The organism is Amycolatopsis sp. YIM 10, assembly GCF_009429145.1.
Taxonomy (GTDB): Bacteria; Actinomycetota; Actinomycetes; order Mycobacteriales; family Pseudonocardiaceae; genus Amycolatopsis.
Genome location: NZ_CP045480.1, coordinates 2554387 through 2570206, shown reverse-complemented (window position 1 = coordinate 2570206; position 15820 = coordinate 2554387). Strand labels below are relative to the sequence as shown.

Below are 15820 nucleotides of genomic sequence, written 5' to 3'. Positions count from 1 at the left end.
GGGAACGGCGTTAAATGACCCTGGCCCGAGACCGGTTGCCACTATCGGGTGAGCAGCCGAGCGAGATCGTCCTGCAGTCTCCGCCGATGCTGCCGAAGGGCGGCAGCGGTGGCGCGCTCCAACTGATGCTGTTCCTGCCCATGATGCTCGGCATGGGCGCCATGTCGTTCGTCTACATCGGACGCGACGGCGGCGCGATGACCTGGGTCTTCGGCGCCCTGTTCATCACCGCGATGGGCGGCATGATCGTGATGTCGCTGGCCAGGGGCGGGCAGCAGAAGAAGGCGCAGATCAACGAGGAGCGCCGGGACTACCAGCGGTACCTGGCCGGGCTGCGCGGGCAGGTGCGCGACATCGCGGACAACCAGCGCTCGGCGATGATCTCGCTGCAGCCCGAGCCCGCCGACCTGTGGGCCTACGTGACCAGCGGCAGGCTGTGGGACCGGCGGCGCGCGGACGGTCACTTCGGCCAGGTGCGCGTCGGCACCGGGCCGCAACGGCTGATGACCCCGCTCAAGGCCCCGCAGACGGTCCCGCTGGAGGACCTCGACCCGGTGTCCTCGACCAGCCTGCGGCACTTCATCCGCACTTACTCCACAGTGAACGGTCTGCCGGTGGCCATCTCGCTGCGGTCCTTCGCCACGGTTTCGCTGAGCGGGCGCCGCGGTGAGGTGCTCGACCTGACCAGGGCGCTGCTGGCCCAGCTGGCCACCTTCCACTCACCGAACGATCTGCGCATCGCGTTGTGCGCGGCCACCGAGCGTCAGCCCGAATGGGACTGGCTCAAGTGGCTGCCCCACGCCGGCTCCGGCAGCGGTACCGACGCCGCGGGTCCGGCCCGGCTGGTCGCCGGCGACCTGGCCGGGCTGGCCGAGGCGCTCGGCCAGGACCTCGGCGAGCGCGCCGCGTTCACCCGCGCGCCGGGGCACGGCCACGACCTGCCGCACATCGTGCTGGTGCTGGACGGCGGCCGCACCGAGGGCGACACCCGGCTGATGCCATACGGCGGCAAGCACGGCGTCACCGTGCTCGACGTGAGCACCGAGGAACCGAACGCCGTGCCCAGCGACCGGACGCTGTGCCTGCACACCGACCGCACCCAGCTGGGCATGCTGGTCGGCGAGGGCGGTGAGCAGCAGCTCGGCTTCCTCGGCGTGCCGGACGGCCTCGACGCCGGTGCGGCCGAAGCGCTGGCCAGGCGGCTCACCCCGCTGCACCAGGTCGGCACCGTGGTCACCGGCGACAACCCGATGTCGTCCACCTTCGGCCTGTCCGGGCTGCTCGGCATCGGCGACCCGCGTGACGTGGACACCGCGATCACCTGGGCGCCGCGTGCGGCCAGGGACCGGCTGCGCGTCCCGCTCGGCGTCGATCCCGACGGCCGCCCGGTGGAGCTGGACCTCAAGGAGTCGGCCGAAGGCGGGATGGGACCGCACGGCCTGGTCATCGGCGCCACCGGGTCCGGCAAGAGCGAGCTGCTGCGCACCCTGGTCACCGCGCTCGCGGTGACGCACTCCTCGGAACGGCTGAACCTGGCGCTGATCGACTTCAAGGGTGGCGCCACCTTCGCCGGCATGACCCACCTCCCGCACACCTGCGCGGTGATCACCAACCTGTCCGAGGAACTGATCCTGGTCGACCGCATGGCCGACGCGATCAACGGAGAGGTGATCCGGCGGCAGGAACTGCTGCGCGCGGCGGGCAACTACGCCTCGGCCCGCGACTACGAACGCGCGCGCGAGGCGGGTGCGAACCTGCGGCCGCTGCCCTCGCTGCTGGTGATCATCGACGAGTTCAGCGAGCTGCTCTCGGCCCGCCCGGAGTTCATCGACCTTTTTGTCTCGATCGGCCGGCTGGGCCGCAGCCTCGGCATCCACCTGCTGCTCGCTTCTCAGCGCCTCGAGGAAGGGCGGCTGCGCGGGCTCGACTCGCACCTGTCCTACCGGATCGGCCTGCGCACGTTCTCCGCCTCGGAAAGCCGGGCCGTGCTCGGGGTCGCCGACGCCTACCAGCTGCCGCCGGTGCCCGGTTCGGCCTACCTCAAGGCGGACACCGATTCGCTGATCCGGCTCAAGGCCGCCTACGTCTCCGGTGAGCTGCCGCCCCGGCAGGTGGTGCGAGAGAAGGGCGCGCCCGCCCAGCACATCGTGCCGTTCACGCTGGGGCCGGTGAGTGCCCCGGTGCCGGTCGAATCCGACGAGCCCGTCGAGACAGCCCACGAGGAACCCAGTACCGGTGAGACGGTCATCGACGCCATGCTCTCCCGGCTCGACGGCCCGGCCGCACACCAGATCTGGCTGCCGCCGCTGGCCGAACCGCCCACTTTGGACCAGTTGCTGCCGCCGCTCGGCGAGGACCCCGACCGCGGTCTGTGCCCGGTCGGCTGGGGCGGCAACGGGCGGCTGATCGTGCCGGTGGCGCTGGTGGACAAGCCAATCGAACAACGGCGTGACCTGCTCTGGGCGGACTTCTCCGGCGCGGGCGGGCACGCGCTGGTGGTCGGCGCCCCGCAGACCGGCAAGAGCACGCTGCTGCGCGCGATCGTCGGTGTGCTCGCGCTGACCCACACACCCGCCGAAGCCCAGTTCTTCCTGCTGGACATGGGTGGTGGCGCGCTGTCGCCGGTCGCCGGGCTGCCGCACGTGTCCGGGTACGCCACCCGGCGCGACGCGCAGCGCTGCCGCCGCGTGGTCGCCGAGGTGACCACGCTGCTCGAACAGCGCGAGGAGTTCTTCGCCGCCAACGGGATCGAGTCGGCCGCGGAGTTCCGCAACCGCCGCGCGGAGTTCACCGAGAGCACCGACGGCCGCGAGTTCGGCGACGTGTTCCTGGTGGTCGACGACTGGGCCACGGTCCGCAAGGACTACGAGCAGCTGGAGGAGCAGATCACCGCGCTCGCCGCGCGCGGGCTCGGGTTCGGCATCCACGTGGTGCTCTCGGCGAACACCTGGATGGGCGTGCGCGCGCAGCTGCGCGACGCCGTCGGCACGCGGTTCGAGCTGCGCCTCGGTGATCCCGGTGACTCGCTGATCGACCGCAAGGCGGCCCGCAACGTGCCCGCCGAAGCGCCCGGCCGCGGCATCACCGCGGACAAGCTCCACTTCCTCGGTGGACTCCCCCGCATCGACGGCGACCAGCGCGCGGGCACGATCGGCGTCGGCGCCACCGATCTGGTGCGCCGGATCAGCGAGTCGTGGCACGGCGGCCCGGCGCCGCGGGTTCGCTTGCTCCCGGCCAGGATCGAGCTGTCCAGCCTGCCACCGGCACCGCCGAAGAAGGTCACCCTCGGCGTCGCGGAGTCCACTTTGGAGCCCGTGCTGCTCGATTTCGGCGCGGATCCGCACTTTCTCGCATTCGGTGACGTGGAGTCGGGCAAGAGCGCGCTGCTGCGCGTGATCGGCCAGGGCATCATGTCGGCCTACCACGCCGACGACGCGGCGATCATCGTCGCCGACTACCGGCGCGGCCTGCTCGACGCGGTCACCGGGCGCCACCTGCTCGGTTACGCGGGCTCAGCGCCCGTGCTGGACGGTCTGATCAGCGAAGTGGTCCAGGCGATGCGCCTGCGGCTGCCGGGCCCGGAGGTGACCGCTGAGCAGCTCCGCAACCGGTCGTGGTGGACCGGGCCCGACCTGTTCGTGCTCGTCGACGACTACGAGCTGGTGGCCACCGCGGGCAACAACCCGCTGCTGCCGCTGCTGGAGTTCCTGCCGCAGGCGCGGGACATCGGGCTGCACCTGGTGATCGCGCGCGGCAGCGGGGGCGCCGGGCGGGCCCTGTTCGAGCCGGTGGTGCAGCGCGTCCGCGAGCTGGGTTCGCCGGGGCTGGTGATGTCCGGGTCCAAGGACGAGGGACCGCTGATCGGCGACGTCAAGGCGGGCCCGTTGCCGCCGGGACGAGGCACTTTGGTCAGCAGGCGGCTGGGCACCGGGCTGCTCCAGGTGGCCTGGACACCACCGGCGGACTGAGGTCGTGGGTACAAGTACCGCCACCGCGACCGGCAGTTGTGCCGTTTGAACGTACTGCGCGCTTTTCTAGCGTGTGATTCGCAACGAGCCGGAGAAAGTTCCAGCTCTGGCTCTTCCGGAGATCTTTTCCCGCGAGTTGAGAGGAGGTGGCCAGCCCGTGAGCAGTGCCGGCTACCAGAGTGATGCCGCGGCCATGACGCGTGCGGTCCAGGGGTTCGAGGAGACCGCTTCTGGCGCCAAGACCACCATGGCCAGCTTGGAAGCGGAGCTGACCGAAACGCTGCGCAACTACAAGGGCGACCAGGCGGTGGCGTTCTGGGACCTGCAGCGCAGGCTGCAGGAGAAGATGCAGCTCGCCGTCCGCGAGCTGGACACCATGTCCAGCCTGGTCAACCAGAGCTTCCACAACTACGGCAGCGGTGACGCCGAGGTGGCCTCGTCGCTGCACAGCGTCTCCAGCCTCGCCTCCGACGCCGGTGGCTCCGTGCTCGGCCGCCTGTCCGGCGCGAACTGACCCAGAGGGGAATCCGACATGGCCGACATGGTCGAAGTCAATTTCAACGCACTGCAGTTCAGCTCCGCCTCGCTGGCGGAGAAGGCCAAGCAGCTGACCGGTCAGCTGGAGACGCTGCAGCAGAACCTGCAGCCGATCAAGGCCACCTGGTACGCCTCGGGCAGCTCGGCCGGTCAGGCCGCGGAAGCCGCCGAGACCCGGCTCCGCCAGGCCACCGCGGACATCGTCGCGATCATCGCGCAGTTCGGCGGCAAGGTGGGCGAGGCGCACGACACGCAGTACGCGCTGGAGAACCGGAACACCAACTACTTCGCCGTGTGACCGGCGGAGTATCCCGGATGGCCGGTGCGAGCCAACCCCCCACTCGCACCGGCCTTCCGGCCTGCCGTCCCTGATTTGGAGAAGGAGAACGAGGGAGTCGGGATGCAAGACCGGTCGTACTACGTTCACCTGGAGTCCCTGAAGGACTTCGCCAGGGAGCTGGAGATCCAGCTCGAGTGCATGACCAAGCCGAACGACTTCCTGCTCACCCTCGGCGGCGAGCCGCTGCGGCTGGGGGAGTTCGGCGAAGCGAACTCGCTGGCCGAGGCGCACCACGCCGCGGTCGCCGAGATGCAGGGCCTGCTCGATCAGGTCAAGGGAGCGATCACCTTCGCGCAGGAGGTCACCCACACCGTGGCCGAGGGTTACCAGCAGGCCGACCAGAACGTGGCCACCGATCTGCACGTCACCGCGGGCAACGTGATCGGCGGCATCGTGTCGGGTCTGGGGAACCTGCTCGGCGGCGGGGACGGCAAGGGGGCCAAGGGATGACCGCGCACACCAACTTCGGCTCGTTCAGCCACCAGCAGCTCTACGCGATGCTGCACGCCGGTGACTCCGGCGGCGCCCGCGCGGCCGCGGAGAAGTGGCGGGCGGCCGGGTTCGGCCTGTTCGAGCAGGCCGACAACCTGATGTCGCAGCTCTCGGAGTTCGACGGCCACTGGACCGGCGGCGCCGCGGACAAGTACAAGATCATGATCGACGACCTGGTCGGCGGCATCCGCAAGGTGGGCCAGACCGCGGTCTCCATGCGGCACCTGCTCGAAGACGCCGCCGACGAACTGGACACCGCGAAGGCCGAGATGCCGCCGCCGGTGAACGTGCCGGAGGTTTCGCCGGCCGACCTCTCGCTGGCGGTGAACCCGCCGCTGCTGCCGGCGGACGCCTCCCCGGACCTGATGCAGGCCGCGGCACAGCGCCGGGCCGCCGCGATCAGCAACGTCGAAGCACAGCAGCAGGCCTCCAACGCGGCGAACGCCGCGCACAGCAAGGCGATCCAGGTGATGACGGACCTGGCCGGCGACTACACCGCCGCCGAGGAGTCCATCCCCGCGTCGCCGAACGCCGCCGTCCCGCCCGCGCTCGCGCCGGGCTCCCCCGGGGGCGGCGCTGGAAGCGGCGGTGCGCCCGCGACACCGCCGCCCGGTGGGGTTTCGGTGGTGCCGGGCGCACCGCCGACCCTGCCCGGTGACGGCACGCAGCCGATGCCGATGCCGACCGACCAGCCCAAGCCGTCGAGCCCGTTGTTCGGCAACATGTTCACCGCCGGGCTGGCCGCCGCGTCGGCCGCGGCCTTCGGGCGCTTCGGATCGATCATGCCGAAGGTGCCGCCGTGGGCCGGTGGCAAGAAGGAGGGCGAGGAGAAGCCTCCTGGTGACGGCACCGGCAAGCTCGGTGACGGGTTCGGCGGCGGTGCCGGTGGCGGCGGCGGTGTCCCGATCGGTGGCGGGAGCGTCGGCGGTCTCGGTGGTGGTGGCGTCGGCGGCGTCGGCGGGGTCGGTGACGGCGCGGCCGCGGCACCCGGCATGGCCGGTTCCGGTGGCGCGGCGCCGGGGTTGTCCGGGCTGGCCGGTGGGGCGGCCGGCGCGGCCGGTGCCGCCGCGGCCAAGGGCATGATGCCGATGATGCCGTTCATGCCGATGGGCATGGGCGCCGGGGACATGGGCTCCGGCAGGCGGATTCCGCCGTGGCTGGTGGAGACCGAGGACGTGTGGGGTGAATCTTCGGTGGTGGCGCCGTCGGTGATCGGCGAGGAGCCGGACGACCGGCGCTGAGCGGCGGTACGGTGGCCTGGTGCCAAGGCCATACGTACTGCTGTCGGTAGCCGCCTCGCTCGACGGGTGCATCGACGACACCAGCGCCACCCGGCTCGTGCTGTCCGATGAGGACGATTTCGACCGGGTGGACGCCGAGCGGGCGGCCGCCGACGCGATCCTGGTCGGCGCGGGCACGATCCGCGCCGACAACCCGCGCCTGCTGGTGCGTTCCCCTTCGCGGCAAGCAGCGCGGATCGCCGCCGGTAAGCCATATTCCCCGGCGAAGGTGACCTTCACCCGCACCGGTTCGCTGGATCCAGCTTCACAGTTCTTCACCACCGGCGATGTGCCGAAGCTGGTCTACGCGCCTTCCTCGGTGGCGTCTTCGCTCTCGCTGGGCCCCGCCGCGACGGTGGTCGGAGCCGCCTCTGTGCACGATGCCCTGGCGGACATGCATTCCCGCGGCATTTCCCGGTTGATGGTCGAAGGCGGCGGGCACATCCACACGCAGTTCCTGGCCGCCGATGTGGTGGACGAACTGCATTTGGTCCACGCGCCCTTTTTTGTCGGCTCGGCTTCCGCGCCGCGTTTTGTGTATCCCGCCTCTTTCCCACAATCGCCTTCGCGGCCGATGTCGTTGAGCGAGGTCCGGCAGATCGGCGATCTGGTCCTGCTGAAATACCTGGTGACCTCGCATGGATGACCGCGCTTACCTTTCCGACGCCATCGCCCTTGGTGACAAGTGCCCGCCGTCGGCCACTTTCCGCGTGGGCGCGGTGATCGTCGACGCCGGCGGTTCGGTGCTGGCCACCGGTTATTCCGGCGAAACCGACCCGCACGACCACGCCGAAGAGGCGGCACTGGCGAAACTGGACTTCGCCCGCCTGTCCGGTGCCACCATGTACACCTCGCTGGAACCGTGCAGCACGCGCTCCTCGCGCCCGAAGACGTGCACCACGCTCATCCTGGAATCCGGCATTCCGCGCGTGGTCTTCGCCTGGCGTGAACCCAGCGTCTTCGTCGACTGCGTCGGCGCCGAGACCCTCGCCGCGGCCGGGGTCACCGTCGTGGAGTTGCCGGAACTGGCGCCCGCGGTACGCGCCACCAACGCGCACCTGCTCTGACCGGTATCGCTAAGCGCGCCGACCGGGGCGCCAGCCCCGTTGTCGGCCCCGTCGGAAGGTGGCCACGACCAGGCCCACCAGCGCCGCCACCCCCACGCCCGCGATCGCGAGCACGCCCGCCGCCTCGTTCACCGGCGGCCGTGACGGAGCGGCGGCGGGCACGATGGCGCCCACGACCGGGGGCGGCACCGGACCGCCCGGGCCGACCGCGTCCGGCGGGATGTCGGCCGAGACCGCGGTGTAGGCGTCGACCAGGCCCCACCCCTGCCGCGGATCGTGCTTGCCGCCGGGTGGCCGGTTGGCCGTCAGCGTCAATCGGGTGATCACCTGGTCGGGAGTCAGTTCCGGGTGGTAGGCCCGCAGCAACGCGGCCGCGCCCGCCACGTAGGCGCCCGCCATCGACGGGTCGGTCACCGGCCACCGGTGCGCGAGCTTTCCCTGTCCCCCGGCCGAAACGCTGACCAGCTCCGCCCCGGGCGCGGCCAGTGACAGGTGCCTGCCCGACTCCCGCTGCACCGGCTGCATCTGCTGGTTGAGCGACCCGACCGCGAGCACACCCGGCGTCGCCGACGGATAGGTGACGGCGCCGTCCTCTTTGGCCGAAGCCGCCGAGATCACCACCGAACCCCGCCGCCGCGCGTCGTTCACCGCCGCGGTCAGCGCGGGGGAGTCCACCGGCGACGGCACGGCGACCAGGATGACGCCCGCCTTCGCCTCCACCGCGGTGACGATCGCGGCGGCCAGCGCGTCCGGATCGGCGCTGTCCGCGGAATTGCCGCCGGGACGCAGATAACGCACCGGCAGCACCTTCGCGCCCGGCGCGACGCCCGCGAACGTGGTCGACCGGTTCTGCTTGGCCGCGACGATGCCCGCGGCGACCGTGCCGCGCCCGTCGCAGTCCGGCGCCGGAGCGGTCGCGCCCGCGCCTATCCCGCGCACGGGCAGCACCTGGCCGGGCGCGAACTGCGCGTTGTCGGCGTCCACCCCGGTCCCGATCACCGCCACCAGCTGGCCGGTGCCGTCGGTCAGCGGCCACACCCGCGAGGCGTCGACGACCCGCTGTCCCCACGGCACCGCGCCCGGGTACACCCCGGACGGGTTCGCGCAGGTGCTCTGCGGGGGCGGTTCGGACGCGGGCTGGGCCGCCGCGCCGGGAACGAGCACGGTCGACGCCACCAGGACGGCCGACACCGCACTCCACCACCTCACGCGGCGACCCTAAGCCGCGCGACCCCCACGCCGCGCGGGTAATTTTCCCCGTTTCAGCCCAGATCCATGCCGAGGTCCAACGCCGGTGCGGAGTGCGTGAGCGCGCCGACCGCGAGGTAGTCCACGCCGGACGCCGCGTACTCCCGCGCGTTCTCCAGCCGCAGCCCGCCGGAGGACTCCAGCCGCGCCTTCGACCCCAGCTCGTCGCGCAGGCGCACGGCCTCGGCGCACTGGGCGGGCGTGAAGTTGTCGAGCAGCACCTCGTCCGCGCCCGCCCGCAACGCCTCCTCCAGTTGCACCAGGTCGTCCACCTCGACCTCGCACGCCAGTTCGGCGGCGTGCTCGCGCGCGGCCCGCAGCGCCGCGGTCACCGAACCCGCCGCCACCACGTGGTTGTCCTTGATCAGCACCGCGTCACCGAGGCCGAAGCGGTGGTTGACTCCGCCCCCGCAGCGCACCGCGTACTTCTCCAGCAACCGCAGCCCCGGCAGGGTTTTGCGGGAGTCGCGGATCGCGCACCCCGTACCCTCCACTTCGGACACCCAGGCCGCGGTGGTGGTGGCGATGCCGGACAGGTGGCACAGCAGGTTCAATGCGGTCCGCTCGGCGGTCAGCAAGCCCCGCACCGGCCCGCGCACCACCAGCGCCGGCTCCCCGGCGGCCAGCCAGCTCCCGTCGACGCGCCGGTCGATGACCTCGTAGGTGCCGAGCACCCGGTCCAGCACGGCCAGCGCCGGGCCGACACCCGCCAGCGTGCCCGCCACCCGCGGGGTGAACGCCGCGGTGGACACCGCGCCGTCGGGCACGGTCGCCTGCGTGGTCGCGTCGGCGCCGTAGCGCAGATCCTCGGACAACGCCGTGTCGGCCACGCGGAGCACGTCGGTCTCGTCGAGGCCGCCGTCGGCCAGTGTTTCGCGGGTCAGCTCGTTCATGCCACCACTTCCTGCAGGATCGGATCGGCGAGCACCGGCTGCCCCGACGGGCTCAGCCGGATCAGCTGGCTCCGCTGCCAACCCGGCTCGTCGCGCTCGGGGAAGTCCAGCCGCACATGGCAACCACGCGATTCGGCGCGGCGCGCGGCGGAGATCACCAGTGCCTGCGCGGCCAGCGTCAGCGCCGCGTCCTCCACCTCGGTTTGCGTCCTCAGTGGACTGTCGATTGTGGCCAGATCGAGCACCGAGCCGAGCACCGCGAGCCCGTCGGCGTCGCGGCCGATCGCGGCGTAGCGGCTCATCGCCCGCTGCAACGCGTCGCGATCGGCGGCCTCGACGTGACGGCATTCCGGCGCCAGCCCGTGCCGCGGCTCGGCCAGCACGCCCGAGGCCAGGTCGGCGGCCGCGGCTTCGGCGACCCGCTCCCCCATCACCAAGCCCTCCAGCAGGCTGTTCGACGCCAGCCGGTTCGCCCCGTGCAGACCGGTCCGCGCGACCTCACCAGCCGCGTACAACCCGGTCACCCCGGTGCGCCCGGTCGTGTCGGTCACCACGCCACCGCAGGCGAAATGCGCGGCGGGGGTGACCGGGATCGGCTCCCGCAGCGGGTCGATCCCGGCGGCGAGCGCCGCCCCGTACACGGTCGGGAAACGCTTGGCGAACCCGGTGATGCGGGTGGCGTCGAGGAAAACGTGGTCGTCGATGCCGCCCGGCGCCTCGGCCAGCCGCCGGGTGATCGCCCCCGACACCACGTCGCGCGGCGCCAGGTCACCGAGCGGGTGCACGCCGAGCATGACCAGCTCGCCCGCGCCATCGAGCAGGCGCGCGCCCTCGCCGCGCACCGCCTCGGTGACCAGCGGGCAGCGCCCGCGCGCGCCCGGGGTGTAGAGCACGGTCGGGTGGAACTGCACGAACTCCACGTCGGCCGCCTGCGCACCGGCGCGCAACGCCAGCGCCAGCCCGTCACCGGTGGCCGGTTCCGGATTGGAGGTGGCCTGGTAGAGCTGCCCCAGCCCACCGGTCGCGAGCAGCACGGCGGGCGCGCGGACCACCCCGAGCACCCCGTCCGGGTCGAGCACGGACACCCCGGCGACGGCGCCGGACGGCGTGCGCAGCGCGTCGACCGCCACATGCCGCTCCAGCACCGGCAACCGCCTGCCGGTGGTCTCCGCGACCAGCGCGCGTTCCACCTCGGCCCCGGTCGCGTCACCGCCGGCGTGGATGACCCGGAACGCGGAGTGCCCGCCCTCGCGAGCCCTGGCCAGGCCACCGCTCGCACCGGCGTCGAAGCTGGCACCCAACTCGCGAAGCCGCGCCACCGCGCCCGGCCCGCCGTCGAGGATCGACTGCACCACGGCCTCGTCGCAGAGCCCGGCCCCGGCGGTGAGCGTGTCCTCGACGTGCCGGGCGACCGAGTCGCCGTCGTCGTGTTCACCGGGCAGCACCACCGCGACGCCGCCCTGGGCCCAGCGCGTGTTGCCGTCCTCGATCGCGGCCTTGGTCACCACCAGCACGCGCAACCCGAGCGCCCGGCCGCGCAGCGCGGCGGTCAGCCCGGCGACCCCGCTGCCGATCACCACAAGATCGGCCGCGGCCTCCCAGCGAGGTGAGGTTTTCGCCTCATGAGCAGTAACCGGGTTGCTCATTCGCCGCCGCCAGGCTGGCCGATCTCGATCATCCGCCGCACCGAGGCGCGCGCCCGCGAAGCGGTCTCGGGGTCGACGTCGACCTCGTCCAGGCCCTCGCGCAGGCAGCGCAGCAGGGCGGCCGGGGTGATCATCTTCATGAACCGGCACGAGGCGCGGTCGTTCACCGCGCGGAAGTCGATGCCCGGCGCGGCCTTGCGCAACTGGTGCAGCATGCCGATCTCGGTGGCCACCAGCACCGAGCCCGCCTTGGTCGCCTTGGCCTCGTGCACCATGTCGCCGGTGGACAGGATCTTGACCCGGTCCGCGGCCACCGCGCCCTCACCCGCCAGGTAGAGCGCCGAGGTGGCGCAGCCGCATTCGGGGTGGATGAACAGGTCGGCGTCGGGGTTCGCGGCGGCCCGCTCGGCCAGTTCGGGACCGTTGATCCCGGCGTGCACGTGGCACTCGCCCGCCCAGATGTGCAGGTTCTCGCGGCCGGTCACACGCTTGACGTGGGCGCCGAGGAACTGGTCCGGCAGGAAGAGAACTTCCTGGTCAGCGGGTATGGAGGCGACCACGTCCACCGCGTTCGACGAGGTGCAGCAGATGTCGGTCTCGGCCTTCACCTCGGCCGTGGTGTTCACGTAGGACACCACCACCGCGCCGGGGTGCTCGGCCTTCCACGCGCGCAGCTGCTCGCCGGTGATGGAGTCCGCCAGCGAGCAGCCCGCCCGCGCGTCCGGGATCAGCACCGTCTTCTCCGGGGCCAGGATCTTGGCCGTTTCGGCCATGAAGTGGACACCGCAGAAGACGATGGTCGAGGCGTCGCTGCCGGCGGCGATCCGGCTCAGCGCGAGCGAGTCGCCGGTGTGGTGGGCGACGTCCTGGATCGCCGGAACCTGGTAGTTGTGCGCGAGGAGCACGGCGTCGCGCTCCTCGGCCAGCCGTCGCACCTCCTCCGCCCAGCTCGCGTCCGGTGCCACCCCGTCGTACGGGATGAGATCGGCTTCGGCGAGCTCGCTCGCCCGCAGGGTCGTCGTGCCGGCCATGGTGGCCCTCCTAGACTGACGCGGGTTTTCGCCTTACAATCGAAAACCGTGCGAAGCCATATTAACAGCAGCGCCCCACTGGCACACGAGGTTTTGGCGGCGGTACTTCAAGTGCGATCGGACACACTCCAGGTGCTGCTGTGGCGTCGCGCCCTCGATCCGCACATCGGCCGCTGGTCCCTGCCGGGCGGCAGGCTGCGGCCCGACGAGGACGTGGAGACCTCCATCCGGCGCCAGCTCGCCGAGAAGGTCGACGTCAAGCAGCTCAAGCACGTGGAGCAGCTCGCCGTGTTCAGCACGCCGGACCGCGTGCCCGGTCCGCGCGTGGTGGCCACCGCGTTCCTCGGCCTGGTGCCATCGGACGTGGACCCGGAGGTGCCGGAGGACACCTCGTGGCACCGGGTCGACGAACTCCCCCGCACCGCGTTCGACCACGCCGAGATCGTGTTGCGCGCCCGCGACCGGCTGCGGTCCAAGCTCAGCTACACCAATCTCGGCTTCGCGCTCGCACCGGACCTGTTCACCATCTCCGAGCTGCGCGGGCTGTACTCCGCGGCGCTGGGCTACCGGATCTCGGCCACCAACCTGCAGCGGGTGCTGGCCCGCCGCGGCCTGCTCGAACCGACCGGGGAGACCGCGCCGTCCGGACGCAGCGGCGGCCGTCCGGCGGCGGTGTTCTCCTTCGCGTGCAAGGGAATCCAGGTGACCGACCCGTTCGCCGTCCTGCGTCCGCCGCCCGCTGCGCGATAACTGGTCACCAAGCGCACGTTTTCCGTTGCCCGGCACGGCATTCGAGTGAAGCCCTGCGCGCCGGACGGCTTCGTCGTACCGTGTACCCGTGGCAGAGGGTGCAGCGGGAGACAGTACGGGTACGACGACTTTGCCGTTGTTCCCGCTGCAGTCCGTGCTGCTGCCCGGCGCACACCTGCCGCTGCACATCTTCGAGCCGCGCTACCGGCAGCTCACCGTCGACCTGGTCACCGGAACCGTGCCGGACCAGGAGTTCGGCGTGATCGCCATGCGCACCTCGCTGACCCGCGAGGTCACCGACCTCGACCAGGTACACGCGATCGGCTGCACCACCCGGCTGCGCGAGGCGAAACGGCTGCCCGACGGGCGGTTCGACGTGGTCACCACCGGGCAGCAGCGGTTCCGGCTGCTGGACATCGACGCCGAGGCCGCGCCGTACCTGGTCGGCACCGTCGAGTGGGTGACGGACGCGCCGCTGCCGCGTGGTTCGGCGGAGGCCGGGCAGCGGATGGCCGAGGTGGCGCGGGCCGCGCACCGGCGGTACTGCCGCTCGGCCTGGGAGCACGACGCCTGGACCGAGCCGCCGGCGGACACCCCGCTGGCGGACCTGGCCTACCAGCTCGCGGCCGACTGCCTGCTGCCGCTGGACGACCGGCAGGCGCTGCTGGAGCAGACCCAGCCACTGCGACGCCTGCGGGACGTCTGCCGCCTGCTCACGCGAGAGGCGGGTTTCCTGACGGCGTTGCGAGCGGTACCGGCACCACCCGCCGAACTGACCGCCCTGACCCGCCCGGCCAGCCTGAACTGACCCGGCCGGGCGGTGTGTCGAAGGCCTACGAAGGGTCCGCGTCGCCGTTGGTGCGGGCGCCGCCGCCGAATTTGTTCCAGACCTTGCCCGCCGCGCCCGAGAGCGCCTCGCCGACGTCGGTGAACACCTTCGCCAGCGGGTCGGTCGAGTTGCTGAACGAGTCCTTGTACGACTTCGCCGCCGACTTCACGTCGTCCGACCAGGTGCTCGACGGGCTGTCCGCGTCCCGCCTCGGGTACTCGCCGACCAGGATCGCGCGGTACTCCTCCGAGGCGGCCCACTTCTGCAGCTGGGCGGCCCGCACCACGGCCAGCGGGTGCGACATGTGCTCGACGTTGCGCAGCTTGAGCAGGCTGTCCCTGATGTCGTCGACCGACTCGTACTCCTCGGCCTGCTGCAGGAAGGACGGGATGTCGATGCGGCCGGGGTCGATGCCACCGGCCAGCAGCACGTGCACCCGCAGCGCGGCGGCCGGGTCCTGGCCGCAGAGCAGCCCGGCGCGGTCGCAGGACAGCTCCGACTTGCGGTACCACTCCTTCAGCGCGGCGATCACCGCGCGCAGGCCGAAGGCGCTGACCGGGGTCCACGACATCGACATCTGCATGTTGATCAGGCGGATCAGCATGGTCCGGTACACCGCGTGCCCGGAGAGCACGTGCCCCATCTCGTGCCCGATCACGAACCGCAGCCCGTTGGTGTCGAGCAGTTCGACCAGCCCGGTGCTGAGCACGATGAACGGCTCGTCCATGCCGATGGTGTACGCGGTGACCGCCGGGTCCTGCGCCACGAAGATGTTCGGCACCGGCGAGATGTCCAGCGCCTGCGCGCATTCCAGGCGCAGCTTGTTCAGTTCCGGGTACTGCTTCTCCCCCACGCGGATCGACGACGCCAGCGCCATCAGCCGCTCACCGCGCTCGCTGAAGAACCCGGCCACCGCCTTGAGCACCTCGGCGAAGCCGGGAATGGTGCGCAGCGTGGCCAGAGCGCCCCGGTCGACCGGGTGCTCGTAGGCGCGCGGGCTGATGCCCGGGAACCGGATGCGCCCGTTCGAGCCGGAAACTACGTCGTCGGTCATGTGATGCAGGCCTCCCTCGGTTGCGGCCAGCCTAGGCGAAACCTCCGGGCGCCCGCTGCCGATCAGCCGAATTCAGCCGAGCCGGCGCCCCAAGTCGTCCCGCCCGTTCCAACCGGCCAGCAGGCCGTAGGTGGCCGCCACGGCCAGCGGCTGCGCCAGCAGCACCCACGCCGATTCCAGCACCGGCGCGGTCTCCAGCACGTCACCCACCTGGGGGGCGGCGGAGATTTCGTAGATCATTCCGGCGAAGGTGCCCGGCCCGAGCATCGACGCCAGCCACCAGGCCAGCACCGAACCACCGACCGCGGCCAGCAGCACCACCGGGCCGCGGCGCTCACGCAGCAGCCAGATCACCACGCCGACCACGATGCCGATGCCGAAGGCCAGCAGCGCGAACACGGCCAGGTCGTCGAAGCGGTGCCAGCTCTCCAACTGCAGCGGCACCGGCGGCTCGGTGGCGGAGACCACGCGCATCCGCTGCGGCGGCGCCAGCAGCGCCCACAGCGCGGCCAGCGGGATGCCGGTGAGCATCACCATCGACAGCACGGTCACCGCGGGCAGGATGTCCGCGGCCACCACCACCTTCGGCCGCTCGCGCGGAATGGCGAAGAAGTGGTGCGCGGGTTCGGCGGGCGGGCGCACCCCGACCGAAGGCTCTGCCACCGGTGTACCTCCTGACTACGAG

At 71.8% G+C, this 15820-nt stretch carries 15 protein-coding genes; 9 read left to right on the top strand and 6 right to left on the bottom strand.

What is annotated here, in order from left to right:
• Nucleotides 1–14 precede the first annotated feature (14 nt).
• From eccCa to YIM_RS50015, 7 genes are all read left to right on the top strand, one after another.
• Nucleotides 15–3968: a type VII secretion protein EccCa gene (gene eccCa / locus YIM_RS12465; protein WP_194240132.1), complete on the top strand. Its 3954-nt coding sequence runs from the start codon at nt 15–17 to the stop codon at nt 3966–3968.
• 193 nt (nt 3969–4161) lie between these two features.
• Nucleotides 4162–4482 (top strand): WXG100 family type VII secretion target, encoded by a 321-nt coding sequence (locus YIM_RS12460; RefSeq protein ID WP_153036939.1) that lies wholly within the window; start codon nt 4162–4164, stop codon nt 4480–4482.
• Nucleotides 4483–4500: 18 nt separating this feature from the next.
• Nucleotides 4501–4803, top strand: a complete 303-nt coding sequence (locus YIM_RS12455) for a WXG100 family type VII secretion target (protein ID WP_153030506.1) — start codon at nt 4501–4503, stop codon at nt 4801–4803.
• Between the two features lie 102 nt (nt 4804–4905).
• Nucleotides 4906–5295: a hypothetical protein gene (locus YIM_RS12450; RefSeq protein ID WP_153030505.1), complete on the top strand. Its 390-nt coding sequence runs from the start codon at nt 4906–4908 to the stop codon at nt 5293–5295.
• Nucleotides 5292–6578, top strand: coding sequence for a WXG100 family type VII secretion target (locus tag YIM_RS12445; protein WP_153030504.1), 1287 nt, complete (start codon nt 5292–5294; stop codon nt 6576–6578). Before YIM_RS12450 ends, YIM_RS12445 begins: the two co-directional genes overlap by 4 nt.
• A gap of 19 nt (nt 6579–6597) precedes the next feature.
• On the top strand, nt 6598–7263 hold the full coding sequence (locus tag YIM_RS50020; RefSeq protein WP_370468981.1) for a RibD family protein: 666 nt from the start codon (nt 6598–6600) through the stop codon (nt 7261–7263).
• Nucleotides 7256–7684 carry a deaminase gene (locus YIM_RS50015; protein ID WP_153030502.1) on the top strand — a complete coding sequence of 143 codons (429 nt, stop codon included), beginning with the start codon at nt 7256–7258 and terminating at the stop codon, nt 7682–7684. Before YIM_RS50020 ends, YIM_RS50015 begins: the two co-directional genes overlap by 8 nt.
• 9 nt (nt 7685–7693) lie before the next feature.
• Here YIM_RS50015 and YIM_RS12430 read toward each other — a convergent pair whose 3' ends face one another.
• From YIM_RS12430 to nadA, 4 genes are read right to left on the bottom strand one after another with little or no spacing between them, the layout of a single operon-like run.
• A complete protein-coding gene (locus tag YIM_RS12430; RefSeq protein WP_370468980.1) occupies nt 7694–8893 on the bottom strand; it encodes a S8 family serine peptidase in 1200 nt (399 codons plus the stop codon).
• Between the two features lie 53 nt (nt 8894–8946).
• The gene (nadC, locus tag YIM_RS12425; protein ID WP_153030501.1) at nt 8947–9825 is read right to left on the bottom strand and encodes a carboxylating nicotinate-nucleotide diphosphorylase; all 879 of its coding nucleotides are present in this window, start codon (nt 9823–9825) and stop codon (nt 8947–8949) included.
• Complete coding sequence (locus tag YIM_RS12420; protein ID WP_153030500.1) at nt 9822–11471, bottom strand: L-aspartate oxidase; 1650 nt, start codon at nt 11469–11471, stop codon at nt 9822–9824. The genes nadC and YIM_RS12420 overlap by 4 nt, the downstream gene beginning before the upstream one ends.
• Nucleotides 11468–12502, bottom strand: coding sequence for a quinolinate synthase NadA (gene nadA / locus YIM_RS12415; protein ID WP_153030499.1), 1035 nt, complete (start codon nt 12500–12502; stop codon nt 11468–11470). The genes YIM_RS12420 and nadA overlap by 4 nt, the downstream gene beginning before the upstream one ends.
• 78 nt (nt 12503–12580) lie before the next feature.
• Between nadA and YIM_RS12410 the strand changes: the two genes are divergently transcribed.
• Together YIM_RS12410 and YIM_RS12405 are read left to right on the top strand one after the other, a co-directional pair.
• Nucleotides 12581–13252, top strand: a complete 672-nt coding sequence (locus tag YIM_RS12410) for an NUDIX domain-containing protein (RefSeq protein WP_255463066.1) — start codon at nt 12581–12583, stop codon at nt 13250–13252.
• An 88-nt stretch (nt 13253–13340) separates the two neighbouring features.
• Complete coding sequence (locus YIM_RS12405; protein WP_153030497.1) at nt 13341–14060, top strand: LON peptidase substrate-binding domain-containing protein; 720 nt, start codon at nt 13341–13343, stop codon at nt 14058–14060.
• A 25-nt stretch (nt 14061–14085) separates the two neighbouring features.
• On the opposite strand, the gene YIM_RS12400 is transcribed toward YIM_RS12405, so the two are convergent.
• Entirely contained in the window at nt 14086–15135 is a 1050-nt protein-coding gene (locus tag YIM_RS12400; protein ID WP_153030496.1) for a M48 family metallopeptidase, read from the bottom strand.
• Nucleotides 15136–15207: 72 nt separating this feature from the next.
• Entirely contained in the window at nt 15208–15798 is a 591-nt protein-coding gene (locus tag YIM_RS12395; RefSeq protein ID WP_370468979.1) for a DUF2567 domain-containing protein, read from the bottom strand.
• Nucleotides 15799–15820 lie beyond the last annotated feature (22 nt).

Coding starts and splice junctions, on each gene's coding strand:
- eccCa (WP_194240132.1), top strand. CDS start 15: ATGACCCTGGCCCGAGACCGGTTGCCACTATCGGGTGAGCAGCCGAGC.
- YIM_RS12460 (WP_153036939.1), top strand. CDS start 4,162: ATGACGCGTGCGGTCCAGGGGTTCGAGGAGACCGCTTCTGGCGCCAAG.
- YIM_RS12455 (WP_153030506.1), top strand. CDS start 4,501: ATGGCCGACATGGTCGAAGTCAATTTCAACGCACTGCAGTTCAGCTCC.
- YIM_RS12450 (WP_153030505.1), top strand. CDS start 4,906: ATGCAAGACCGGTCGTACTACGTTCACCTGGAGTCCCTGAAGGACTTC.
- YIM_RS12445 (WP_153030504.1), top strand. CDS start 5,292: ATGACCGCGCACACCAACTTCGGCTCGTTCAGCCACCAGCAGCTCTAC.
- YIM_RS50015 (WP_153030502.1), top strand. CDS start 7,256: ATGGATGACCGCGCTTACCTTTCCGACGCCATCGCCCTTGGTGACAAG.
- nadC (WP_153030501.1), bottom strand. CDS start 9,825: ATGAACGAGCTGACCCGCGAAACACTGGCCGACGGCGGCCTCGACGAG.
- YIM_RS12420 (WP_153030500.1), bottom strand. CDS start 11,471: ATGAGCAACCCGGTTACTGCTCATGAGGCGAAAACCTCACCTCGCTGG.
- nadA (WP_153030499.1), bottom strand. CDS start 12,502: ATGGCCGGCACGACGACCCTGCGGGCGAGCGAGCTCGCCGAAGCCGAT.
- YIM_RS12400 (WP_153030496.1), bottom strand. CDS start 15,135: ATGACCGACGACGTAGTTTCCGGCTCGAACGGGCGCATCCGGTTCCCG.